Origin of the sequence: Marinobacter sp. F4218 (assembly GCF_019443085.1) — a bacterium.
Taxonomy (GTDB): Bacteria; Pseudomonadota; Gammaproteobacteria; order Pseudomonadales; family Oleiphilaceae; genus Marinobacter; species Marinobacter albus.
Genome location: NZ_JAHZIL010000003.1, coordinates 1,582,964 through 1,605,391, shown reverse-complemented (window position 1 = coordinate 1,605,391; position 22,428 = coordinate 1,582,964). Strand labels below are relative to the sequence as shown.

Below are 22,428 nucleotides of genomic sequence, written 5' to 3'. Positions count from 1 at the left end.
TACCTTGCCGACGGACTGTAAGCTAGGAGTCTAGAGGTGTGGGCTTGGAAAGATAACGGCCGCAGGCTTCATACGATATATGAACAATATCGATTGATTATGGGTTAAGACCGTTCAGGGTCGCCGCCACGCCGTTTACGTGATTTCTCAACCAGCGGTGGGCGGGGTCGTTCTGGTTCCGGCGGTGCCACAGCATCAGCAGTGTGAAGGGCTTGAAGTCAAAGGGCAGGGGCGTCCAGGCAAATTCCCGGAGTAAGTGTTTGCTCATCAGCTCGGGTGCCGTGGCCAGCATATCGGTGCCGCGCAGGAACTCCGGCAGTCCGGAGAAATTGGAGACGGTCACCACGGTGCGCCGGGTCAGCCCCCGGGCGGTGAGTGAGGTTTCCAGGCCGGGTTTCTCGCCAGTGGCGAACAGCAGGGCGATGTGGTCGGCTTTCAGGTAGTCGGGCAGGTCCCGCGGCGCGTCCCGCTGGTTCGGGTCGTAGAACACCACCATGCGGTCCGCCATCAGGCCGCGCTGCATGATATCGGTCGCTTCCGGCGCGTGCGGGGAGATGATCAGGTCGCAGACATCCTTACGCAGCATGCCGGCACTGGGAATGCCGGACGGAATGACTTGCAGCCGGATCCCTGGCGCTTCCCGGCGCAGAATCGTGGCCAATGGGGGCAGCAGGAGGTCTCGCTGGTAATCGTTGGCGGCGATGGTGAAGGTGAACTCCGCCGTTTCCGGGGTAAACGGTGGGCCGGATGCCAGCGAATGCAGGTCGTCCAGGATCTGACGGATGTGTGGTCCGGCCTGCAGGGCGTAGCGGGTCGGGGTAATGCCGCGCCCGGATTTGACGAACAGCGGATCGCCCAGAGCCTGTCGCAAACGGTCGAGGGTATGGCTGACGGCGGACTGACTGACCCCGAGCTTGACCGCAGCGCGGGACACGCTGCCCTCGTCGAGCACGGCGACGAAGGTGCCGAGGGCGCGGATGTCGAGGTTGAATGTATCAATGGGGTTCATGAATGGCAGTCTACCCCAGACTTCTCTGTGCGGGAACGGCAGCCCACCAATTACGCCGTGCACGCGAAACCCGGTCCCTATGCCCATGCCTTCGGCAGACCGCCTTGTGGTCTGCTAGAGTTGAGTGATTGTTCAAATTTGGGTTGGCCCGCTCCCAACCCATCGGGCACAACTGGAAAGGGGGATTTTCAGATGACGATGCGACTGGCCTTCGATGTGTACGGCACCCTGGTCGATCCCATGGGAATGTCGGATTTGCTGAAACAGGATGCCGGCGAGGAAGCCGAGGCGGTGGCTGCGCTGTGGCGGGAGAAACAGCTGGAGTTTTCCTTCCGCAAAGGGTTGATGAAGGTCTACGAGGATTTCGGTGTGTGCACCCGGCAGGCGTTGAGGTTTGCCATGGCCACGCACAAGCTGGCGTTGTCGGAGCAGCGTGAGAACGAATTGCTCACGGCCTATTTATCACTGCCCGCGTTCGACGACTCCTTGCCGGCCCTGCAAGCCCTGAAGGGACAGTATCCGCTGTTCGCGTTTTCCAACGGCAGTTACCCGGCGCTGGAGAAAGTGCTGGGTCACAATGGCCTGCTGGAGCAGTTCGAGGGGCTGGTGTCGGTGGATGACCTGAAGACGTTCAAGCCGGATCCGGCCGTCTATACCTACGCGCGTCGGGCGACCGGGGCCTGGGACGAGCCTCTTTGCCTGGTGTCCAGCAATGCATGGGACGTGATCGGGGCCCGGGCTGCAGGGTTGCTGGCCGTTTGGGTTAAACGGGATGCAGCGAAGGTGTTTGAGGATTGGGGAATTGAGCCCTCGGCTGTCATAAGTTCGCTGTCTGAATTGCCCGAGACTCTGAAAACCCTCTAGCTGTGATGCAGGCGCCCGCCGGACCGCTCGGCCAGCCACTCGGCCAGTTCCAGCCAGCTTTCCTTGGGCGCCTTGCTGCCCGCCAGAATCCCCATATGACCGCCGGGAACCACCCGAAAGGTTTTGTCTTTGGAGCTGACGTGGTCCATCACCCGTTCGGCGGCACCGGGAGTTACCATGGTGTCCTCACTGCCGGCGATGGCGAGTAAGTTGGCGTTCACATTCTCCAGCCGGGCGATGTCGTCGCCGATCTGGATGTCACCTTTTGACAGCTGGTTGTCGATCCAGACGCGCACCACGGTGTCCTGGATGATGCCACCGGGGTAGGCGACCATCCGGTCCAGGAATGCCGAAGTGGTGGCATGGTTGGTGACAAATTCCCGGTCGCCCAGGCGTACCACCAGTTCCCAATAGCTCATCACACTGGCGATGGGGTTGGTCAGTTTGAAGCCAATGGTGTTGGCCCAGCCGGGGGTGTGGAACCAGTGGGGTTTGACGTTGTGGATCCGGAAGCCGGTCCGGTTGCGGACGAACTCGGCGACGTCGGCCATGCGCTGGTTGAGCAGCCCGAGGATGCCGGAGGCGTGGCTGTCGATGGGAGACCCGAGCACGATGGCGTTACGCACGTGCTGGTCGTTGCTCAGGGCGGAGTAGAACAGGGTGAACATGCCGCCGAGGCTCCAGCCGTGCAGGGACAGCTCCTGCTCGCCACTGTGTTCACGAACCCGGTTCAGATAGGCCGGCAGCAGTTCAGCCACGTAGGTGTGCAGGTTGTAATGGCTGTGGGCCCGGGTCGGTACGCCCCAGTCGATGAGATAGACCTCGAAGCCTTTGGCGCGCAGGAAGCGGACCAGGCTGCGCTGTGGGAACAGGTCGTAGATGAGCATGTTCACCGCCAGCGGCGGGATGATGACGATCGGCGTGCGGTAGGTCTGGCGTTCGACCGGAATCACGGTGTCGTCCAGTTCGATGAAATCTTCGGCCAGCGGCGGGTAATAGCGCAGGCTGACCAGACCGTCGCTGTACAGGGTCTCGAACGGGGTCTGTCCGGCCTGAACGAGACTGGCCGCGCGAAAGACCCGGTCGAAGGCATTGCCAGCGTAAAGCGCGGTCTTTCGGCTCAGTCCCGATGCCCGGTCGGCGACGGATTTGAGAAGGTTAGGCATTGGCGTGTCCATAGATTTCAGGCCCGGTATTTATGACGAACGGGAAGTTGGGGCAACAATAAGCCATGGGGCGGAATCCGGCTATGGCAGAACCGTCCAACCGGGTTGGCAAAGAGGTCACTTTCGGCCACTGCCCAAGTGGTTCGGCGGTTGCTATCATTGCCTCCCATTTCGGTAAAACAATCACAACAGGAATCGCATGCTCAGCTTCCTCCCCGCTCCCGTAATCGGCGTACTCAATTCCATCCTGCTCGGCATCAACACCCTGTTCTGGTGCATTCTGCTGTACATTCCGGCGCTCCTTAAGCTGGCTGTTCCGAACAAGGGCTTTCGGGTGTTCTGCACCCGGGTGATCATTGCCATTGCCGAGGCCTGGGTGGCCTGCAATGTCGGCTGGATGAAACTGACTCACGGCACCAAGTGGGACGTGAAAGGGGCCGAGCACCTGAAACGGGAAAGCTGGTATCTGGTGCTCAGTAACCATCAGAGCTGGGTGGATATCCTGGCGATGCAGCGGGTGTTCAATCGCCGGGCGCCGTTCCTGAAGTTTTTCCTGAAGCAACAGCTGATCTGGGTGCCGGTGATCGGTCTGGCCTGGTGGGGGCTGGATTTCCCGTTCATGAAACGCTACACCCGGGAGTATCTGATTAAGCATCCGGAAAAGCGTGGCGAGGACCTCAAGGCCACTCGGATTGCCTGCGAGAAATTCCGCTACACGCCGGTGAGCGTCATGAACTTTGTCGAAGGCACCCGTTTCACCCAGGCCAAGCACGACAAGCAGAAATCTCCCTACACCCATTTGCTCACACCGAAGGCCGGTGGCGTGGCGTTTGTGCTGGATGCCATGGGTGATTCCATCCAGACCCTGGTCGATGTCACCATCGCCTACCCCGGTGGCGCACCGACGTTCTGGGACTTCATCTGCGGGCGGGTGAAGGAAATCAAGGTGGAGATTCACACCGTCGAGATCCCGGAGCACCTCAAGGGGCGGGACTATTCAACGGACGCGGAACATCGCAAGAACGTAAAGGACTGGCTGGCCGATCAGTGGCGGGCCAAGGACGAGCGCCTGGAGCGGATGCTGGGCTAACGCCAGCGGAAGGGCGGCTCATTCCCTGGTGTCGTCGTCCTCCTCCACTTCGTCCGGGTGCTCGCGCTTGTAGCGTTCCCATTCCTCCCAGTCGTGGGGCGTGCCGGCGTGGGGTCGGCGCAGGTGCCTGGCGTGCTCCATGGCGTTGTGCCGCAGGCTGTGGTCCCGTTCTTCTTCGTCCGTGTCGAAACCGTACTTCTTCAGAAATTCGTCAGGCGTGATGGGCATGGCGCACCTCCATCAAGGAATGTTCTCCTGTGATTACGATGCGCCTGCCCTGACGGTTTTTCAACCGGTGCTGGCGGGTTTGCCGGTGGCCTGGATTTCCTCGGCCTCCACCAGCTCGAAGTTGATCTGGCGGCGCTCTTCGTCCACCCCCGCAAAACGGACTTTTACCGACTGCTCGATCTGGAAGATGCGACCGTTCTTGTTGTGAATGAGGCGCAGGGTCACCGGGTCGAAGCCGTATTTGCCATCCAGGTCCTTGCAGCTGACAAAGCCCTCCAGGCCGTTGGCGTCCAGGCGAACGAAGAAACCGGCCGGAACCGTGCGGCTGATGATGCCGTTCAGGGTCTCGTCGCCGAGGGTCCTGGCGAAGTCGCTTTTCAGCCAGGCTTCCAGGCTGTTGGCCGCCTGGCGGGCACGGATCTGGGCCTGCTGCAGGCTCTCCAGCTGGTCCTCGGTAAGCGCTGTCATCGGGGTATCCCAGAGCGCAGACTTGATCAGACGATGCACGTAGAAATCCGAAAACTTCCGGAGTGGCGAGGTGAAGGTAGTGTAGGCGTCCAGGCCCATACCCTGGTGAGGGCCGGCCTTGAAGCCAAGCTCGGCGCGGGCGAGCTGGCGGGAGATGATCGCCTTGACCGGCACCTCGGCTTCGAGCTGCTCGGTGTGTTTCATCAACTGGCGGAACCCGTCCGCGCTGTTGGCGTCCACGTCGGACAGGTGCGGGGCATGGCTTTCCAGCAGGGCGCGGATATTGTCGATCCGGTCGTCCCGCAGCCCCGGATGCTGGATGAACAGGCCAGAGGCCTGACGGGTCAGGAAATCCGCCGCGCAGCGGTTGGCGGCCACCATGCATTCCTCGACCAGGCGATGGGCCTCGTTCTGGACCGACGGTTCGATCTGGCGGATGCGCTTGTTTTCATCCAGACGCAGACGGAACTCGGGCCGGTCGCCGCTGAGCAGGGCATGCTCGCTGCGCCATTTACGCAGGGCAGTCGCTACCTGATGCAGCTGATCCAGGCTGTTGGCCACGGCGTCGGGCAGCGCCTTGATGTCCTCGTCTTCGCGGCCTTCGATCAGATTGGACACCAGATCGTAGCTCAGTTTGCGCTGGGACCGGATAACCGCCTGATGGAAACTGTAGTCACCCAGGCTGCCGTCGTTGTTGACCTGAAGATCACAAACCAGTGCCAGGCGCTTAACCTCGGGCATCAGCGAGCACAGACGGGTGCTGAGGCTGTCCGGGAGCATGGGCAGCGGCTCACCCGGAAAATAGATGGCGGTGGCGCGTTTGAAGGCTTCCTGCTCCGCCGGGCTGCCGGGTTCGATGAGTGAGGTCGGGTCCGCAATGGCGATGGACAGGGTCCAGCCGGTGGCATTGGGTTCGGCCAGCAAGGCATCGTCCATGTCCTGGGTGCCCGGGCTGTCGATGGTGACATAGGGTTGCGTGGTGCGATCCTGGCGGTCAGCTTCCCGCGCCTCAATGGCCTCTTCATTCAGGCTGTCAGCCTGGGCCTGAACCTTTTCCGGCCAGGCGTCCGTCAGATCGAAGGTTGCCAGGGTCAGAGAACGTTCGATGCCCGGTTCGCCGGCCTTCCCGATCACCCTCAGTATCCGCGCCTGGCCCTTGCCGTCCTTGATCGGATGCTTGTGGATCTTGCAGTAGATGTAATCGTCCGGCTCGGCGTTCATACGCTCTTTCGGCGGAATGAAAATCCAGCGGTTGATCCCCGGTGTTTCCGGCACCACGAAATGGCCCTTGCCCTTCACCAGGTATCGGCCGACAAAGGTAGTCAGCCGGGATTCCAGCAGTTCCTCCACCACACCCTGGGTCTTGCCTTTTTCGACTTCCTGTTCGGTCACGTTCACCCGGTCGCCGGGCAGGACTTTCTGCATCTCTTCGGGGGGCAGGAATACATCCCGTCCTTCGTCCAGGGCGACAAACCCGAATCGACCGTTGGTGGCTTTGACGGTGCCCGGATAGACCACCTTATTTTCTTCGATGTCGGATTTCAGCTGGCGCAACTGGCTGAGAGCGTCGGCATTGAGCATGAATGAACCTGGCTGGTAAAAATGAATGTTGGGCGGAGTATAACGGTTATGGGCTCATGCGTCAGATAGCGGACTTCCCAAACTAGACCTCAGCCCAGAACCGCTGGAGATTGGCCAGCGACTTGGTGAGCAGGTCGAATTCGGCGGTTTTGCCCTCGCGGTCGAAAAGCTGGCGTCGGGCGGTGTCCAGATCGAACAGGACTTCCCGCTGGGCCGGATCACGAATGGTGCTCTGGATCCAGCCGATAGCAACACGGCGCTGGCCCCGGGTGACCGGATCGACGCGGTGCAGGGTGGAGGAAGGGTAGATCACCACGGAGCCTGCGGGCAGCTTGTAGGACTGTTCGCCGGCGGTGGTGTCGGTGACCAGTTCGCCGCCGTCGTAGCTGTCGGGGTCATCCAGAAACAGGGTGAAGGAGATGTCGGTGCGCAGCCGGCCGGGGCCCCGACCCATCACCGGATCATCGACATGATTGCCATAGGTCATGCCGTCCCGATAGCGACTGAACAGGATGGGCGTCATTTTTGCCGGGCGTACCGCCATCTGGAACACTGGATGCCCCGTCAGGGCCATCTCCACCTCGGTCCGTAGGGCCTGGGCAGCCTCGTCCGCCACTTGCATCTGTTCGTTGTTCTTGACCAGGCGGGCGTGCCAGCCGGCCGTCTTCCGACCGTCTTCGAAACTGCCGCTGTCCAGAGCAGAGCGCACGCGCTCCAGTTGTTCGGGGGCCAGTATCTCTCCGATACACAGAATCATGGTGTCTCCAATTGGTAATACGAATAATTTGCAATCAGCGCTCTAATTGAATCATCATGCACCACCATGAATCAGCCATCAATCTTCCCGCTCTCGGTGTGTCCCGGGCGGCGGCCTTGTTAAGGAGATCCTAATGAAAAACCAAAACCTCAAACTCTGGACCGGGATCGGCATGGCAACCTTGCTGGCCAGTTCCGGCGCCGTGGCCGATGAGCAGCAAAGAGACCATCACGACGAGATGATGACATCCGGCTCGCACGGCGGCGAGGGTGGTGAACATCACGGCGGCGAAAGCGGTGAGCATCATGGCGGTGAGCGCGGCGAACATCATGGTGGTGAAGGCGGCGAGAGCCACGGTGGAGAAGGTGGTGAGAACCACGGTGGAGAACGCGGAGAACACCACGGTGGTGAAGGTGGCGAGGGCCACGGTGGTGAAGGTGGCGAGGGCCACGGTGGAGAAGGTGGCGAAAGCCATGGCGGCGAAGCCGGTGCCGCATTCAGTTACTTTGCTGCCGGTGGTGAAGGCGGCGAAGGCGGAGAAGGTGGCGAAGGTGGTGAAAGTGGCAGTGCCGTGTCCGCCGTTGACTCCGACGGCGCCTACGTTGCCATGCTCCAGATGATGCAGGGCCACATGCTGGCCGCGCGCGAGCTGATTAAATCTGGTGAAGCGGCCGAGGGCCGTCCGCACCTGACCCACCCCTGGGTTGAGGTCTACCCGATGGTTGAGGAAGGTCTTGAGCATCGTGGTCAGAACGAACTGGGCGAACGCCTGCAAAAACTGGCCGAAAAAGCAGGAAGCGTTGAGAACTGGGGCGATATCAACAAGGAGTTCCAGGCTGCCTGGGTTGCCACCGAGCAGGCCGTGAATGCCGCAGATGGCAGCAAAGGCCTCGACGCGGCCAGCGTCTCCAAGGTGGTCCTGTCACTGACCAAGCAGGCGGCGCTGGAGTATGAAGAAGCGCTGGATGGCGACCGCTTTGTGGCGGTACACGAGTACCAGGATGGCCGGGGCTTTGTGTTGGCTGCCCGGGACTACCTGAACAGCCACCAGAAGGTACTCAAGAAGCAGAACAAGGAAGCCTGGCGTGACGCCGGCAAGGCACTGGATGAACTGCAGACCGCCTGGCCGACCGCCGTTCCACCGGAAAAACCGGTCGTTCCGGCTTCCAACCTTTACGCCGCCCAGGCCCGGTTGGAACTGGCGCTGGCGCCTTACCTCTACTGATAGAGTCGAATCACCGGGGCCATACCACTGGCCCCGGTTTTCCTTCCCTTAGTTGTATTCCGAGAAGACCCGGGTCTGGCCCTTGTCGTTGAACATGAGGACCTGGTAGTGGTCCTTGCGGTCCCCCATTTCCATGCCCGGAGAACCCATCGGCATGCCCGGTACGCTCAGGCCCTTGGCCTGCGGTGCCTCGGCAATCAGGCGATGGATGTCGTCAGCCGGCACGTGCCCCTCGATGACGTAGTCACCCACGAAGGCGGTGTGGCAGCTGGCGAGAGCGGGCGTTAGTCCAGCGTCGATTTTGACCGGGTTCAGGTTCTGGGTCTCCGTGACCTCTACCTCGAAGCCGTTGGCTTCCAGATGATTGACCCAATCCTTGCAGCAGCCACAGGTGGGCGACTTGTAGACGTGAATGTTCTGTGCCGCACCGGCGGCCAGCAGCGGGGTGCTGAAACCCAGTGCCGCCGTCAGGGCAAATCCAAGAGCCTGTTTTTTCATCAACTCATCCTCGCTCAATTTATGTCTAGTGATGGCTGTGGTCGTGTTCGGACGCGTCGCCGGTTGTGGGGGACAGCCAGAACCACCAAACGATGGCGGCCATAAGTACTAAACCTCCAGCGTTGACCAATAGAGTAGTCATCAGTTCCGCACCTCTCGTTGATCATGATCAGTAATCGGCGATTCCCGCCGGACATCCGGGCCGGCTTTGAAGAAACGCAGACGGTTGGCGTTGGAGACCACGGTAACCGAGGACAGCGACATGGCCGCGCCCGCCAGGATCGGGCTCATCAGGATGCCCCAGGCCGGGTAAAGCAGGCCGGCGGCGATCGGAATGCCGAGACTGTTGTAGATGAAGGCACCGAACAGGTTTTGGTGAATGTTCTTTACGGTCGCCCGGGAGATCTGGATGGCATCCGGCACACCGTGCAGGGAGCCCCGCATCAGGGTAATGGCCGCACTTTCGATGGCAACATCGGTGCCGGTGCCGATGGCAAAGCCGACGTCGGCGGCCGCCAGGGCCGGGGCATCGTTGATGCCGTCACCGACCATGGCCACGGTGTAACCCTTGCCGCGCATGGCGCTGACCACCTCAGCCTTGTCTTCCGGCAGTACCTCTGCGCGGTAGTCGTCTATGCCAGCCCTGGCGGCAATTGCCTTGGCAGTGGCATCAATGTCGCCGGTGACCATCATGACCCGGATGCCGGCATCGTGCAGGCGCGCTATCGCGGCCTCGGAGTCGGGCTTGATGGCATCGGCCACGCCAATAACGCCCAGCACCGAGTCACCCACGGAGACGAACAGCGGGGTGCCGGCCTGATCGGTGATGTCACGGGCAATCTCGTCCAGCCCCGATACATTCAGGCCTTCGCTTTCCAGCCAGCGGCGGTTGCCCAGGCGAACCGCCTGGCCGTTGTAATCACCCCGGACGCCCTTGCCGTTGAGGGCTTCGAAGTTGTTTACCGCCTCAACCGTAATATTGTCGTCCTTGGCACGGGATACCACTGCTTCGGCCAGTGGGTGCTCGGAGTGCTGCTCAAGCCCGGCTGCAATTGCCAACAGGCGCTGTTCATCGCCATCGGTGGCATACACCCGGGTGACGGCCGGATGGCCCTCGGTGATGGTGCCGGTCTTATCCAGGATGACCAGGTCCAGTTTTCCGGCGGTCTGCAACGCATCACCCTGGCGAATCAGCGCACCGTATTCCGCGGCCTTGCCAACGCCGACCATGACTGACATCGGTGTGGCCAGGCCCAGGGCACAGGGACAGGCAATGATCAGCACCGTGGTGGCGGCGACTATCATGTGAACCACGGCGGGTTCGGGACCCACGTTGTACCAGACCAAAGCGGCGACCACGGCAATCAGCATCACCGTGGGCACGAATACCGAGGAAATCTTGTCCGCGAGCCGGCCTATGGCGGGCTTTGAGCCCTGGGCTTTCTTGACCAGCTGGATGATCTGCGCCAGCGCGGTTTCGCTGCCCACCCGGGTTGCCTCGTAGATGATGGACCCACGGGTATTCAGGGTGCCGGCAGAGACTTCGTCGCCCTCGCCCTTGCTCACCGGCATGGGTTCGCCCGTCAGCATGCTTTCATCAATGCGGGTGGAACCCTCGATAATTTCGCCATCCACCGGAAGTTTCTCGCCCGGGCGCACCCGGATACGATCGCCTTTCCGGACGTCTTCCACCGGAATGTCCCGTTCCTCGCCATCGCGAATCACCCTTGCGGTCTTGGCGCGCAGGTCCAGCAGCCGCCGCACCGCCTCCGAGGTCTTGCCCTTGGCTCGCAGCTCCAGGGCCTGACCCAGATTGATCAGGCCGATGATCATGGCGGACGCCTCAAAGTAGACGTGCCGCGCCATTTCCGGCAGGGCACCCGGTACGCTGGCAACGACAATGGAATACAGCCACGCCGTACCGGTACCCAGCGCAATCAGGGTATCCATGTTGGCGTTATGGTGCCGGAAGGCCTTCCAGGCGCCGGTGTAGAAATGACCGCCCGTGGCCGCGATCACCACCAGGGTGAGGGCACCCAGTGCCAGCCAGATACCCTGGTTGGCTTCGGTGACCATCATGGAGCCGAATCCCATCCCCCAGACCATCAGGCCCACGCCCAGCGACAGGCTCACCGCCATCTTGATCAACAGGCTGCGGTAGGTCTTCCTGTCTTGCTCCTGCTTGCGTGCATCCGCCTCGTCTTCGTTCTCGATCACGCTGGCACCGTAACCGGCGCTCTCCACCGCCCGGACCAGCGCCTGGGGATCGGCCTGACCGGTGGCGGTTGCCGTGTTGTCGGCGAGGTTCATGTGGGCATGGGTGATGCCCGGCACCGATTTCAGTGCTTTTTCGATGGTGTTCACACAGGAGGCGCAGGTGGCGCCGGAAACCGACAGGGCAATCTCACCGGCCTCATCGGTTGCCGCACCTGTGTCGGCGCGGGAGTCATCCACCTGGTTTGCGGCTTCATCCGTGGCCTGAGGTTCCGGCGCAGGTTCCCGTTGTCCGCTGCAGCAGCTGGACTCGGTCTCCCCGGAAATCGGCTCGGCCGGGTACCCCGCCTCGGTCACCCGACGGGCCGCGTCGTCAAGATCGATGTCGTCAGGGAGCGCGACGGTCTGTTGGTCCAGGTTCACCTCGACCAGGTCCGGATCGCCTGTCAGTGGTTCCAGGGCGGCTCGAATCTTCTTGGCACAGCCCTGGCACGACGCTCCGGAAATGGACAAGGCGGTTTGCAGTGCCGTTGTCTCAGTCATCTGTCTTTACTCCTCATGTCCGTTAACTGTGGACGCATCGTCCCAATGTTCAATCAGGCGGCAGATGGTGTGGCCGTCCGGTGTGCCATCCGGCATATCCCGCCAGGCCGTGAGCGCGCCTTTCATGCGCTCGCGCAGCTGCTGGAGTTCGGTGATCTCACGCTCAACCTCGGCCAGCCGTTGCTCAAAGACCTCGCGCACCATCGGGCAGGGCGAATGATGATCGTCGGCCTGATCGAGAATGGCCCGGATCTCCGGCAACGAAAAACCCAGCTGCCGGGCCTTGCGGGCAAAGCGCAGCCGGCGCAGATCGTCGGTATCGAACTGCTGGTAATTGTTCTCCGGATTGCGGCTGGGGTTCAGCAGCCCTTCCCGGGTATAGAAACGGACGGTGTCCGGATTGACCGCCGCCGCTTCCGCTAACTGTTTGACTTTCATAGCTCAGACCCCTGGTTCAAGGTTGAACGAGTGTTTGGATACGCCAAACTCGGACTGCTTCCGATGTATAACAGAGCATAGCCTAAAACCTGTGAGTAACTCACAGGTCAAAGGTTTTTTTCGGGGAAAGGCGGGCGAGAGGCAAGGATGCGCGAGCAAATCGTGGATATCAGATGATTACATGGCAGAGGGAGGTGCGCTCAGCTAAGCTCTTGTTTTATAGATTGGTTGGTGGCGAATGGTGAGAGCGATTGTCCGTAATAACGAAGCGGTCAATTTTTTGCCAGAAAGTGGAGTGCCGCCTAATACCTGCGAGGAGTCAACATGGACGAGACGGATGAAGAATGGATCGCAGATTATCTCCGTTTAGAGTACGGAGAAGATATAGGTGACCCTGATTCAGTTAAAGCTGAAGATATAAAGCATATAGGCCATTTCATCATCAACGGCGTGCCAACTGATTACTTTACGTACCCACAATCAGGGGAGCCGTATATGTGGGCAACTATTGAAACAATTGATGGCAAAGACTGTGCCGGCATGACTGGCACACCACCTCCGGAGGGCTCTAGTGGACCAATCTCCTAACAAGTGCAGGTACGGCGACGCCCACTGCATTGCGCCTTCGGATCCATTCCTTGGGCGCGCATGCTGCAAGCGTTAGGCAAGTGAGGGATCTCATGGGAAGAATAAACGGCAGTCGCGTGCTGCTTGGGGGGCTCGTCGCGGGTCTCGTCATTGTTGTCGGGGAATACATCCTGAATGGCATTATCTTGTTCAGCGAATTCGCCTCCCAGCGAGAAAAGTTTGGTCTCGGCGATCCTTCAGCTGGTGAGTTAGCGGTTGGGGCCATGATCACCGTTCTTTACGGCGTTATTCTCATCTGGATCTACGCCGCCATCCGACCGCGTTTCGGGCCGGGCCCTCGAACGGCTCTAATCGCGGCCGCGACTTTCTGGGCCATCGCGTACGTGCTCTTTCTGGCGTCCCTCTGGGCGAATAGCCTTGTGTCCATGAAGTTCGCCGTTATCTCAATCCTTTGGGGAATATTGGAAGCACCAATCGCAGCCTTAATTGGTGCACGTATTTATCGTGAAGAATGATCTTGAAGTGCTATGCAGAGTACTGCCTAACAAAGCGTTCTATTCAGACGTTTGACCCGCCGCTGAACGCAAGGGTTAAATTCTATGATTGAGCTCATACGTAAATTTCAACTGAAAAGAGCGTTGCGGGGTTACGTCCAGATATTGGGGCCAGAACTCAGGAAGCGGTATGGTGGGTCAGATCAATACACCGTTCTCCAGATAAAGAAGACAGTCGCGCATCTGAAACTCGATATTCAGTACCTTCCCTATGCCGTGGCCATGTATCGGCATGAGCAGTCGAAAAACACGGTTGATATGTTGCGTCTTGATCAGGCTTTTTTGAATCGCTTGCGGGCGGAAGTGGCAGATGCTCTTCTGGACGGCAACCCAAATTACTCGGCGAGAGATGTGCTTGCTTTGAGTAAAAAGGTGAAGTGGAAAGGTGGCCCTTCACCACATTGGTGGTCAAACAATCTGGGTAAAACCAGCCTTTGAGAAGTTAACAGCGCGATCAACGGGACGCCAACGGCGCAGTGCTCCGCTGTCGCCTATTGCCCTTAGTGGGAGCGACGGATGCAGATCACACTCTATGATTGGGGCCCCTCACCCTTCTGTCTAAAGGTCCGGGCAATTCTGGATTACAAGGGCATCCGATATAAACGGATCAATGTTCTTGGGAAAGGGACATTGGAGGTTTATCGGCGCGGCGGCATTGGCAAGGTTCCGGCGATCGATATTGACGGTTGTTTCCTGGCAGATTCCACCAACATTGCTCATGAACTTGATCGCCTTTTTCCGGAGCGACGCATTATCCCGCCTGATTCGGCCGAGGCTGCACTTTGCCACGTCCTTGACGATTGGGCGGATGAAGCCCTCTACTTCATCGGCCTCTATTACCAGTGGATGGATCCGGAAGGGGCACCGATGCTCTCGAAAGCTTTCCGCGGACCCGTTGGAAAGCTTGTGCTTCCGCTCTATAAACGTCGTCTCCATGCGCAGATAAAAGGACAGGGAACCGGAAGAAAACCACCCGCCATGATAAAGGAAGATTTGCTGCGGGAGTTGGATACCGTCGAGGGGTTGCTGAACGGAAAAGCGTTCCTTCTGGGGGCAACGCCCGCACTCTGTGATTTTTCGTTGATGGCGCAACTGGTGTACATGTCCCGTCCACCGGGATCTGCCAGAGAAGTCACCACGAGGGCAGCAATCACCGAGTATTTGGGCCGAATGCGGTCACTACGGGAGCATGGCAGGAACGGCAGCTAACCAGTCGTTGCGGTTGTCGTTTGCCCCGCCGCGCCCCGGCCTTCTCTTAACTTCGCACTGACTCTTTCGCACGCAGAAAAGTACCGCAAGTCTTGCACTGGTCCGGCGCCATCAGCTTGGCCTGCCAGCCAATCTTGTGGCCACAGGCGGGGCAGGCCAGTTTGAGCTGGAGCACAATGATGGGCGTGACAATCAAGGCGATAAGCAAACCCAGAGGGCCCCAGCTGTCGCCACTGGACAGGCCGAGTTGGCTGCTGAAGACCAGCACGACGGTCAGCGCCAAAAACGCCACGATAAAATAGTTACGATTCCAGCGCTCCCACCGCCGGATCACGCCGTCCTGTTCAGGAGTGAGGTATTTCGAAGTCATAGCAACTCGCCCATGGAATGTAATGAGTATGGTGGGGATGGCGGACCGCTTTTACAATTCGGAATCCACGGTGGTTCGGGTCAGCAGGAGGCCTTGGGCCATGGCCCGTTCGAGCTCGGCGGCGGGAATCGGCCGGCTGATCAGGTAGCCCTGGGCGAGATTACAGCGATGGTTCTTCAGGAAGGCCAGCTGTTCCTCCGTTTCCACGCCCTCGGCAACCACCTGGATGCCCAGGTTGTGGGCAAGATTGATGACGGCCCGGGTGATGACGGCATCGTCGTGGCGTTCGGTGACCTCGGTGATGAAGGAGCGGTCGATCTTGAGCAGGTCCACCGGGAAATCCCTCAGATACCCCAGCGACGAATAGCCCACGCCGAAATCGTCGATGGCCAGGTGCACACCCAACTGGTGCAGCCGAGACAGCTGGGTCAGGTTGCGTTCGATGTTCTGGATAAAGATCTCTTCGGTCAGTTCTACCTCGAGGCGATCGGCGGGCACATTCTCGGCCTTCAGGGCTTCCCGAATATGGTCCACGAGTTGCTCGTCGTCCAGCTCCCGGCCGGACAGATTCACGGCGATCCGGAGGTGTTCACAGGCCGTGCCTTGCCAGTTGGCCAGCTGCTGGCAGGCCGCCATGACGACCCAGCGGCCAATATCAGTGATGCGGCCGCTTTCCTCGGCAAGGGGAATGAAATCCACCGGCGGCAGCAATCCCCGACGGGGGTGTTGCCAGCGGATCAGCGCCTCGACGCTCTTGATTTCGACATTATCCAGATCCAGTTGGGGCTGGTAGTGGAGGACAAATTCGTTGTGGGCCAGGGCCTGGCTCAGATCCTTGTCCAGTTCCAGGCGCATCACTTCCCGGTCCTGCATGCCTTCGGTGTAGAACTGATAGGTATTCCGGCCCTGCTCCTTCGCCCGGTACAGGGCCACATCCGCATTGCGCAACAGGGTGTCTGCGTCCAGGCCACTCTGTGGGTACACGGCAACACCCATGGTGGCCGTTACCCCGTGCGCCTCTCCCTGCACCTCGAAGGGCTCATCGAAACACTGTTTGACCTGACCCAGCAGGTGGATGATGTCGTCGATGTCCTCCACCTGCTGCTGGCACAGCATGAACTCGTCCCCACCGGAATAGGCCACCAGAATGCGCTCGTTGCTCAGGCGATTCAGTCGCTCCGACACCTTGATCAGCAGTTCGTCACCAAACTGGTGCCCCAGCGAGTCGTTCAGCATCTGGAAGCGGTCGAGATCCAGCATCACCAGGGCGACCTGACGCATCTGGCGGTCGGCGATGTTCAGGGTGTGGGCCAGGTCTTCCATGAAGAAACGCCGGTTGGCCAGGCCGGTCAGCGTATCGGTGGACTCAAGCCGGGCCAGATCCTGCTGAATGGTTTTTCTCTGGTCGATTTCCCGGTCCAGCTCACGGCGGGTTTTCAGCAGTGCCTGGTTGCGCTTGAGGATGAGCTGCGCCAGCAGGGTGGTCAGACTGGTCAGCAGACCCATCAGAATCAGTGACGCCAGGGTGACTTCGGGCCAGGTGCTGCGTTGGCTCTGGACCCACTCACTGGTCGGGTGCAGGATGAAGGACCAGTCCAGTGTTGGCAGCTGGACCGGCTCGGAGTGAGAGAACCCCGTGCTGGCGGTGCCGGAATCATTGAGCTGGTAGCTCATCTCGCCTTTGCTCAGGATGTCGATGCTGAAGGATTCCTTGACCCGCACGGTGAGCAACTGCCGTGCGAGGGTTTCCATACGGAACACGCCGGCGATAAAGCCATTGTTTTCATCCCCGGTGCCCACCGGCGCATAGATCACCAGGCCCTTGCCACCCTGGCGCAGATCAATGACGCCCGAGATGTCGAACTCGCCGGAATCCCGGGCGGTCTCGAGGGCTTGGAGGCGTTCTTCCGAGAAAGCGACGTTGAAGCCGATGACGTCCTCGTTACCGGTAAACGGTTCCAGCCAGCGGATGATGAAATCGCGGTCGATCCATTCGATGGCCTGATAGACACCGAAATCCTCGAGGTAATGGCGTGCGTCTTTGCGCCAGCTCGCTTCGGTGGTGTCGGGCGACACCTCCAGACGCTGGGCCATGCGTTGAATGGCTTCGGCGTGAATGATGAATTCGCGTTCCAGGTTGTTGGCCATGGCCCGGGCTTCATTGGCGAGGTTCGCCTCGATCTGCCGGGTGCCCTGCTGGACCAGGCCGAAATAGAGTGCTGCTGCCAGCCCCAGAAAAACCAGGAAAATGACCACCGGAAATGCGGGACTGAGCAGGCCTCGCACGACAATGTTGGTGGCTGGTACCGGTTTTTCCACTGTTTACTCCGTGAGTGTCCTGTTCCCCGTCCGAGTATCGACTGGGAGCTCGTGATTATGAATCATTTTTTTGAGAGCCGGCCATCATCTGGTGTATCCGGCTTCCAAGCGAGATGCCAAAGGCCCCGTCGGGCAGGGGGTTCGCGATTCCCGGCATTACGGCACCGTCTTCAAGTGTTCCGGCAAGGTCCACAATACGGGGAGTCACTGGATTTTTCGAGGCATCAAGCAGGATTTCGACCCGGGGTTTGAGCTTTCGGCCGGGGTGAGTGGCCACAACCAGGGCGACCGGCAGTCTGACTCTCTGTATTGCGGAAGTCCCGGGCGTTTCGGGCGTTCGATCCGGATCGGGTAGAGATGGGGCGTCCGGGTCACTGTCGATACGCCCGAATGTGAGCGGGGTCACATTTTTCGTTGTGGTTCAGGCGTGTACCGGGGGAATGCCCAGGCGTGGGATTTCCTGCTTGGGGCACCGGTCCATCACAGTGGTCAGGCGCGCGGCTTCTGCCCGGGCGACGCCGGCTTCATTAATGACGCCGATCTGCAGCCAGATAACGGGAATCCGGAGTTCGATGGCCGCATCAATCACCGCGTCTGTGCGTTCAGGGGCCAGGAACAACTCCACCATGTCCACGGGTTCCGGCAGCGACGCCAGGTCCGGGTAGACGGTCTCTCCAAGCAGTTGCTTGCCGGCCAGCCGGGGGTTGACCGGAATTACCCGGTAGCCCTGTTGCTGCAGGAACTCCATGACCTCGTGGGAGGGGCGGTTGGTTTTTTCACTGGCGCCGACAAGTGCGATGGAACGAACACTTTCCAGAATGGCTCGAAGTTGTTCCGGGGAGTTGCTGGGCATGGACAAAAACACCTGATTGGTTTATCGATGTGCCTCGAGGCAGACAGACACGGATTCGGCGTAGCGTAACGCGTGGGGTTTGTCGATTTCCACCTGCGCCCACTGCACGGCTTCATGTTCCATCACGATACTGAGCACCTCGTGGGTAAGGCGCTCGAGCAGGGCAAACCGGTTGCCGTCGACGTGGTGGATAATCTGTTTGGTGATGGTCCGGTAGTTCAGCGCCGCCGAGATTTCATTTTCATTAATGGCGTCGTTGGCGTCGTAGGTCAGACTCACGTTGATCAACACATCCTGCTGGTTGTTGATCTCCTCATCCTTGATGCCGATGTAGGCACGCAGCAACAAATCCTTGATGCGAACCCGGGCCTGGTGATTCCCGATTACGTCTGTCATAGCGTCTCCGTTATCCGGGGTGGATCAGCGGTTATGGCCAATCAGATTGAGGAACTCCGTGCGGGTTGCCTGGGACTTGCGGAACTGTCCCAGCATCATTGAGGTCTTCATCCGAGAGTTCTGCTTTTCCACACCGCGCATCATCATGCACATGTGCTGGGCTTCGATGACCACGGCAACGCCCTTGGCGTTGGTGACGCTCTCGATGGCCTCGGCAATCTGGCGAGTCAGGTTCTCCTGAATCTGCAGGCGGCGGGCGTACATGTCCACGATGCGAGCGAACTTGGACAGGCCCAACACCCGCCCCTGGGGCAGATAGGCGATGTGGCATTTACCGATGAACGGCAGCATGTGATGCTCGCACATGCTGTACAGCTCGATGTCCTGAACCACCACCATCTCATCCATGGCAGATTCGAACACGGCATTATTAACCAGGTCGTCGAGGCTTTGCTGGTATCCCTGGGTGAGGAACTGCATCGCTTTGGCAGCTCGCATCGGAGTGTCCTGCAGACCTTCGCGGCCGGTATCTTCGCCCAGTCCATTAATAATGGCGCTGTAGTGGCCCGCAAGGTCGTCAAGGAGTTTGGTCATAGTCAATTCCGGTCTGCTGTGTCTTACAAGGGCCAAAGCTTAAGGCAATTTGCCCGTCATCTCTACGCTTTACGACCCGGACCCGGGAAAAGACCACTTTGACGCTGGTGCCGCATCTTGACTGCCGGAGGGCTATGGCAGGCACGGCTGGATTGTTTTACAGTCAGGGGTTGGGAGAGTCGCCGAGGATAAAGGATGGAACAGGTGATAGCCGATGCTCGAAACGCCGTGTCTGCCGGTCGCGAGTCCGGCACCCTTGAGGGTTGGCAGCAGGGAGGCAAATGGTTCAGCTACGAAGGCCATGCCATTTTCAGTCGCATGGCCGGGCAGGGCGAACCTCTGGTTCTGATTCACGGCTTCCCGACTGCCAGTTGGGACTGGAGCCGCGTCTGGCCAATGCTGACGCCGCAGTACAGTGTGCTGGCGTTGGACATGCTGGGGTTTGGTTTTTCCGATAAACCGGTGCCTTACCCCTACAGTATCGAAGATCAGGCCGACCTCATGCAGGGCTGGGTAGCTGGGCTGGGCTTGCCGGCCATACACCTGATTGCCCACGACTATGGCTGCAGTGTGGTGCAGGAGTTACTGGCCAGGGAGCAGGAGGGTGTGCTGCCGTTCGATATTGCCAGTGTCTGTTTCCTGAACGGCGCCCTGTTTCCCGAAGTTCACAATCCGCTGCTGATTCAGAAGCTCTTGCGGAGCCCCCTGGGCGGGCTGATCAGCCGCGGCTTGACCCGCCGCACGTTCGAACGGAATTTCCGTCGCCTTTTCGGCAGCCAGAACCCGCCGGACCAACAGGACATGGAAGACTTCTGGCAACTGCTGACCTACAACAACGGCCGGGGGATCCTGCACCACCTGATCCAGTTTATGGAGGAACGGCGCTGCCATCGCAATCGTTGGGTCGGGGCGCTGCAGAAGGCGACTCAGCCGATGCGGTTGATTTCCGGGACGGCGGACCCGGTTTCCGGTGCCGCCATGGCCCGGCGTTATCGTGAGTTGATCGCCAACCCGGACGTCGTGAGCCTGCGAAATACCGGGCATTACCCCCACTTTGAATGTCCTTGGGATGTGTTCAGCGCGTACCGGGATTTCCGAAAGCGGATCGGGTCCGGGAATCCGGAGTACTAGTTGCCGACAGCCGGGTCCACGAGTTCGGGGGCGTCAATTACCCCCGCTGGTGTTGCTCTCCGGGCATTGACCACCTGATTGCGACCCCGGGACTTTGCTTCGTACAGAGCTTGATCCGCCCGATTCAGCCAGACCGACCAGGTCTCCCCTTGACACACTTCCGCCACACTGGCGCTTGCCGTTATTTTGATGTCATCAAGGAACGGGGTTGAGCCGATACCGGTTAACAGTTGGTGGGCCAGGGTGTCCGCATCTTTCTGTCGGGTTTCCGGCAGCACGATCATGAATTCCTCACCGCCTATCCGGAACAGCTGATCGCTCTCCCGAAGGCGCTTGCGAATGCGCATCGCCATCTCTTTCAGAACCCGGTCGCCTGCCAGATGGCCCCATTGATCATTGATAACCTTGAAATAATCCAGATCGAACAGGATCAGGCTGGATACCCGCTCATAGCGCTCCCGCATCTGAATCTGATGGTTCAGAATGTCCGCAAGCTGAGACCGGTTCAGACACCCGGTCAGCGGATCGGTGGTGGCCAACCGGGTCAGTTCCTGCTGGAGTTTGCCTACCAGCCAGGCAAACACCATGGCAAACACGCAGGTCAGCCCCAGCGAGAAGGTGATGCGCCAGAAGTCGGCTTCCGGAAACTTGAGGAAAGAAACAACGGCCATAACGGTCACGAAAACGACGTTGCTCACGGTCGCCTCCCTCAGGGGCAGCAGGAAAAACAGGGCAGTGGCCGCCGGGTATGCCCAGTAGAGCCCGGCGTGCCCGTTTATGCTGGTGGAGTACGCGGCGCAGACCACAGCCAGTAGCGGGAACATGCGCCCCTTCAGGAAGTAGGTGTTGCGGTAATGCAGGAAGGCGATCACCAGCAGCGCGTTGGCACAGAACAGTATCAGCAGCCCGGATAGCAGCTGGTGGTCCTGGTTCCATTGCACCAGGATCAGTGGAGCAACCGCCACAAAGGCCCAGAAATGAAGGTGAAAAACCAGCTGCCGCTTGAACCCGAGGACAGCAAGGGTCGGGTTGGTGGCTAGAGAATCGGGTGGGGCAAAAACATTCACAGCAAACTCCTGCTGCCAAGGAAAATCGGTCCGCTTCCGATGCCGGACTGACGAAAGTCTAGCATGAGCCGCCTGATAGTGAAGCCCATACTGCAATTTATGACCTCTATAAGTTTTCTTCAGTTGGCCGGGCTTCTTCCGCTTGGTTAAACTCCGCCGATTCAAAACAGGGAGTTCGTCATGACCGCAATTCATACCCGGGCACCGGCACTGACCATCCGCGCAGGTCGCCGTGCGTTGGAGCGGCTGAAAGCCCGGCCTCTGACGCCAGCCGATGTCCACGTCGTGCCCGGCGCTGCAGGTGGGCCAAAGGCCCTGGGGATCAGTGGCCTGGACAAGGCCATCTTCGGGGACTGGCTACCCCGGGCTCCACAGGAGCGCTCGCTGATTGGCTCGTCCATTGGCAGTTGGCGGTTTGCGGCGGTGGCTTCGTCGGATAAACCGAAGGAACAGCTTGCGAGGCTGGCCGAGCTATACACGTCGCAGCGATTTGCCAAGGGGGTCAGCCCTGCCGAAGTCAGTCGCAAGAGCGTACTGTTCCTGGAAGAGCTGTTGGGCGGACGTGAAGATTACATTCTCAACCACCCCTGGTATCGGCTCAACGTGGTGGTGGTTCGCAGCCGCGGCATGCTGGAGCACGATACCCGGGGGCGCCTCAGCCTCGGTCTGATGAACGCCATCAGCGCCAACATGGTAAGCCGTCGCCATCTGGGCCGGTTCATGGAACGGGGCATCATTCACGATGCCCGCCTGAAAGCGCCGGTGGCGAAACTGGTCGACTTCCCCAGTCACGAGGTGGCGCTGACCCGCGATAATCTGCTGTCGGCGCTTCTGGCCTCCGCTTCCATTCCCATGGTGATGGCCGGTGTCCGTAACATCCCGGGCGCGCCGGAAGGGGTGTACCGTGACGGAGGGCTGTTGGACTATCACCTGGACCTGCCGTACGAACAGCCCGGAGTCATTCTCTATCCGCATTTCACCGATAAGGTGGTACCCGGCTGGTTCGACAAGACCCTGCCCTGGCGCCGGGGCGACGCCACCCGCTTACAGGATGTTGTACTCGTGGCCCCCTCCAAGGATTACCTTGAGTCCCTGCCGGACCGCAAGCTGCCGGACCGGAAAGATTTCGAGAAATACCTTAACGACGATGATGGCCGGGAGCGCTCCTGGCGCAAGGCCATTGCCGAAAGCGACCGGCTGGGCGATGAGTTCCTGGAACTGACCGAAAGCGGAAAACTTGCGGACGTCATTCGCCCGCTCTGACGT

Annotated in this window: 24 protein-coding genes; 10 read left to right on the top strand and 14 right to left on the bottom strand. The window is 59.8% G+C overall.

Annotation, left to right across the window (positions count from 1 at the left end; translation table 11 throughout):
• Nucleotides 1-97: 97 nt before the first annotated feature.
• Nucleotides 98-1,009 (bottom strand): LysR family transcriptional regulator, encoded by a 912-nt coding sequence (locus K0B93_RS11395; protein ID WP_219867325.1) that lies wholly within the window; start codon nucleotides 1,007-1,009, stop codon nucleotides 98-100.
• Nucleotides 1,010-1,201: 192 nt separating this feature from the next.
• Here K0B93_RS11395 and K0B93_RS11390 point away from each other — a divergent pair, with 192 nt between their 5' ends.
• On the top strand, nucleotides 1,202-1,873 hold the full coding sequence (locus K0B93_RS11390) for a haloacid dehalogenase type II (RefSeq protein ID WP_219867324.1): 672 nt from the start codon (nucleotides 1,202-1,204) through the stop codon (nucleotides 1,871-1,873).
• On the opposite strand, the gene K0B93_RS11385 is transcribed toward K0B93_RS11390, so the two are convergent.
• Entirely contained in the window at nucleotides 1,870-3,039 is a 1,170-nt protein-coding gene (locus tag K0B93_RS11385; RefSeq protein WP_219867323.1) for an alpha/beta fold hydrolase, read from the bottom strand. The two genes, K0B93_RS11390 and K0B93_RS11385, sit on opposite strands and share 4 nt — an antisense overlap.
• Before the next feature lie 199 nt (nucleotides 3,040-3,238).
• On the opposite strand from K0B93_RS11385, the gene K0B93_RS11380 reads away from it, so the two are divergent.
• Nucleotides 3,239-4,129, top strand: a complete 891-nt coding sequence (locus tag K0B93_RS11380) for an acyltransferase (RefSeq protein WP_219867322.1) — start codon at nucleotides 3,239-3,241, stop codon at nucleotides 4,127-4,129.
• Nucleotides 4,130-4,147: 18 nt separating this feature from the next.
• On the opposite strand, the gene K0B93_RS11375 is transcribed toward K0B93_RS11380, so the two are convergent.
• From K0B93_RS11375 to K0B93_RS11365, 3 genes are all read right to left on the bottom strand, one after another.
• The gene (locus K0B93_RS11375; RefSeq protein WP_219867321.1) at nucleotides 4,148-4,357 is read right to left on the bottom strand and encodes a hypothetical protein; all 210 of its coding nucleotides are present in this window, start codon (nucleotides 4,355-4,357) and stop codon (nucleotides 4,148-4,150) included.
• Between the two features lie 60 nt (nucleotides 4,358-4,417).
• Complete coding sequence (locus tag K0B93_RS11370; RefSeq protein ID WP_219867320.1) at nucleotides 4,418-6,406, bottom strand: ribonuclease R family protein; 1,989 nt, start codon at nucleotides 6,404-6,406, stop codon at nucleotides 4,418-4,420.
• Nucleotides 6,407-6,488: 82 nt separating this feature from the next.
• Complete coding sequence (locus tag K0B93_RS11365; RefSeq protein ID WP_219867319.1) at nucleotides 6,489-7,163, bottom strand: Fe2+-dependent dioxygenase; 675 nt, start codon at nucleotides 7,161-7,163, stop codon at nucleotides 6,489-6,491.
• A 133-nt stretch (nucleotides 7,164-7,296) separates the two neighbouring features.
• Between K0B93_RS11365 and K0B93_RS11360 the strand changes: the two genes are divergently transcribed.
• Entirely contained in the window at nucleotides 7,297-8,388 is a 1,092-nt protein-coding gene (locus tag K0B93_RS11360; protein ID WP_219867318.1) for a hypothetical protein, read from the top strand.
• A 48-nt stretch (nucleotides 8,389-8,436) separates the two neighbouring features.
• Here K0B93_RS11360 and K0B93_RS11355 read toward each other — a convergent pair whose 3' ends face one another.
• The 3 genes from K0B93_RS11355 to K0B93_RS11345 form a co-directional block, all read right to left on the bottom strand.
• Nucleotides 8,437-8,886 (bottom strand): DUF411 domain-containing protein, encoded by a 450-nt coding sequence (locus tag K0B93_RS11355; protein WP_219867317.1) that lies wholly within the window; start codon nucleotides 8,884-8,886, stop codon nucleotides 8,437-8,439.
• A 141-nt stretch (nucleotides 8,887-9,027) separates the two neighbouring features.
• Entirely contained in the window at nucleotides 9,028-11,643 is a 2,616-nt protein-coding gene (locus K0B93_RS11350; protein WP_219867316.1) for a heavy metal translocating P-type ATPase, read from the bottom strand.
• A gap of 6 nt (nucleotides 11,644-11,649) precedes the next feature.
• Nucleotides 11,650-12,081 (bottom strand): MerR family transcriptional regulator, encoded by a 432-nt coding sequence (locus tag K0B93_RS11345; RefSeq protein ID WP_219867315.1) that lies wholly within the window; start codon nucleotides 12,079-12,081, stop codon nucleotides 11,650-11,652.
• Between the two features lie 324 nt (nucleotides 12,082-12,405).
• Between K0B93_RS11345 and K0B93_RS11340 the strand changes: the two genes are divergently transcribed.
• From K0B93_RS11340 to K0B93_RS11325, 4 genes are all read left to right on the top strand, one after another.
• Nucleotides 12,406-12,669 (top strand): hypothetical protein, encoded by a 264-nt coding sequence (locus tag K0B93_RS11340; RefSeq protein ID WP_219867314.1) that lies wholly within the window; start codon nucleotides 12,406-12,408, stop codon nucleotides 12,667-12,669.
• Nucleotides 12,670-12,761: 92 nt separating this feature from the next.
• Nucleotides 12,762-13,184 carry a hypothetical protein gene (locus K0B93_RS11335; protein ID WP_219867313.1) on the top strand — a complete coding sequence of 141 codons (423 nt, stop codon included), beginning with the start codon at nucleotides 12,762-12,764 and terminating at the stop codon, nucleotides 13,182-13,184.
• A gap of 84 nt (nucleotides 13,185-13,268) precedes the next feature.
• Entirely contained in the window at nucleotides 13,269-13,661 is a 393-nt protein-coding gene (locus K0B93_RS11330; protein ID WP_219867312.1) for a DUF6559 family protein, read from the top strand.
• 78 nt (nucleotides 13,662-13,739) lie between these two features.
• Nucleotides 13,740-14,432, top strand: a complete 693-nt coding sequence (locus K0B93_RS11325) for a glutathione S-transferase family protein (protein ID WP_219867311.1) — start codon at nucleotides 13,740-13,742, stop codon at nucleotides 14,430-14,432.
• Nucleotides 14,433-14,478: 46 nt separating this feature from the next.
• On the opposite strand, the gene K0B93_RS11320 is transcribed toward K0B93_RS11325, so the two are convergent.
• On the bottom strand, nucleotides 14,479-14,802 hold the full coding sequence (locus tag K0B93_RS11320; RefSeq protein ID WP_219867310.1) for a hypothetical protein: 324 nt from the start codon (nucleotides 14,800-14,802) through the stop codon (nucleotides 14,479-14,481).
• A 51-nt stretch (nucleotides 14,803-14,853) separates the two neighbouring features.
• Nucleotides 14,854-17,121: a putative bifunctional diguanylate cyclase/phosphodiesterase gene (locus K0B93_RS11315; RefSeq protein ID WP_219867309.1), complete on the bottom strand. Its 2,268-nt coding sequence runs from the start codon at nucleotides 17,119-17,121 to the stop codon at nucleotides 14,854-14,856.
• A 70-nt stretch (nucleotides 17,122-17,191) separates the two neighbouring features.
• Between K0B93_RS11315 and K0B93_RS11310 the strand changes: the two genes are divergently transcribed.
• Complete coding sequence (locus K0B93_RS11310; RefSeq protein ID WP_219867308.1) at nucleotides 17,192-17,476, top strand: hypothetical protein; 285 nt, start codon at nucleotides 17,192-17,194, stop codon at nucleotides 17,474-17,476.
• 66 nt (nucleotides 17,477-17,542) lie between these two features.
• Here K0B93_RS11310 and K0B93_RS11305 read toward each other — a convergent pair whose 3' ends face one another.
• From K0B93_RS11305 to folE, 3 genes are read right to left on the bottom strand one after another with little or no spacing between them, the layout of a single operon-like run.
• Complete coding sequence (locus K0B93_RS11305; RefSeq protein ID WP_219867307.1) at nucleotides 17,543-17,974, bottom strand: CoA-binding protein; 432 nt, start codon at nucleotides 17,972-17,974, stop codon at nucleotides 17,543-17,545.
• A 21-nt stretch (nucleotides 17,975-17,995) separates the two neighbouring features.
• Nucleotides 17,996-18,370 carry a dihydroneopterin triphosphate 2'-epimerase gene (folX, locus tag K0B93_RS11300; protein ID WP_219867306.1) on the bottom strand — a complete coding sequence of 125 codons (375 nt, stop codon included), beginning with the start codon at nucleotides 18,368-18,370 and terminating at the stop codon, nucleotides 17,996-17,998.
• A gap of 24 nt (nucleotides 18,371-18,394) precedes the next feature.
• Nucleotides 18,395-18,964, bottom strand: coding sequence for a GTP cyclohydrolase I FolE (folE, locus tag K0B93_RS11295; protein WP_219867305.1), 570 nt, complete (start codon nucleotides 18,962-18,964; stop codon nucleotides 18,395-18,397).
• A gap of 195 nt (nucleotides 18,965-19,159) precedes the next feature.
• Here folE and K0B93_RS11290 point away from each other — a divergent pair, with 195 nt between their 5' ends.
• Nucleotides 19,160-20,095, top strand: a complete 936-nt coding sequence (locus K0B93_RS11290; RefSeq protein ID WP_219867304.1) for an alpha/beta fold hydrolase — start codon at nucleotides 19,160-19,162, stop codon at nucleotides 20,093-20,095.
• Here the strand turns inward: K0B93_RS11290 and K0B93_RS11285 are convergent.
• On the bottom strand, nucleotides 20,092-21,162 hold the full coding sequence (locus K0B93_RS11285) for a GGDEF domain-containing protein (RefSeq protein WP_219867303.1): 1,071 nt from the start codon (nucleotides 21,160-21,162) through the stop codon (nucleotides 20,092-20,094). The genes K0B93_RS11290 and K0B93_RS11285 overlap by 4 nt on opposite strands.
• Before the next feature lie 180 nt (nucleotides 21,163-21,342).
• Here K0B93_RS11285 and K0B93_RS11280 point away from each other — a divergent pair, with 180 nt between their 5' ends.
• Entirely contained in the window at nucleotides 21,343-22,425 is a 1,083-nt protein-coding gene (locus K0B93_RS11280) for a patatin-like phospholipase family protein (protein WP_219867302.1), read from the top strand.
• Nucleotides 22,426-22,428 lie beyond the last annotated feature (3 nt).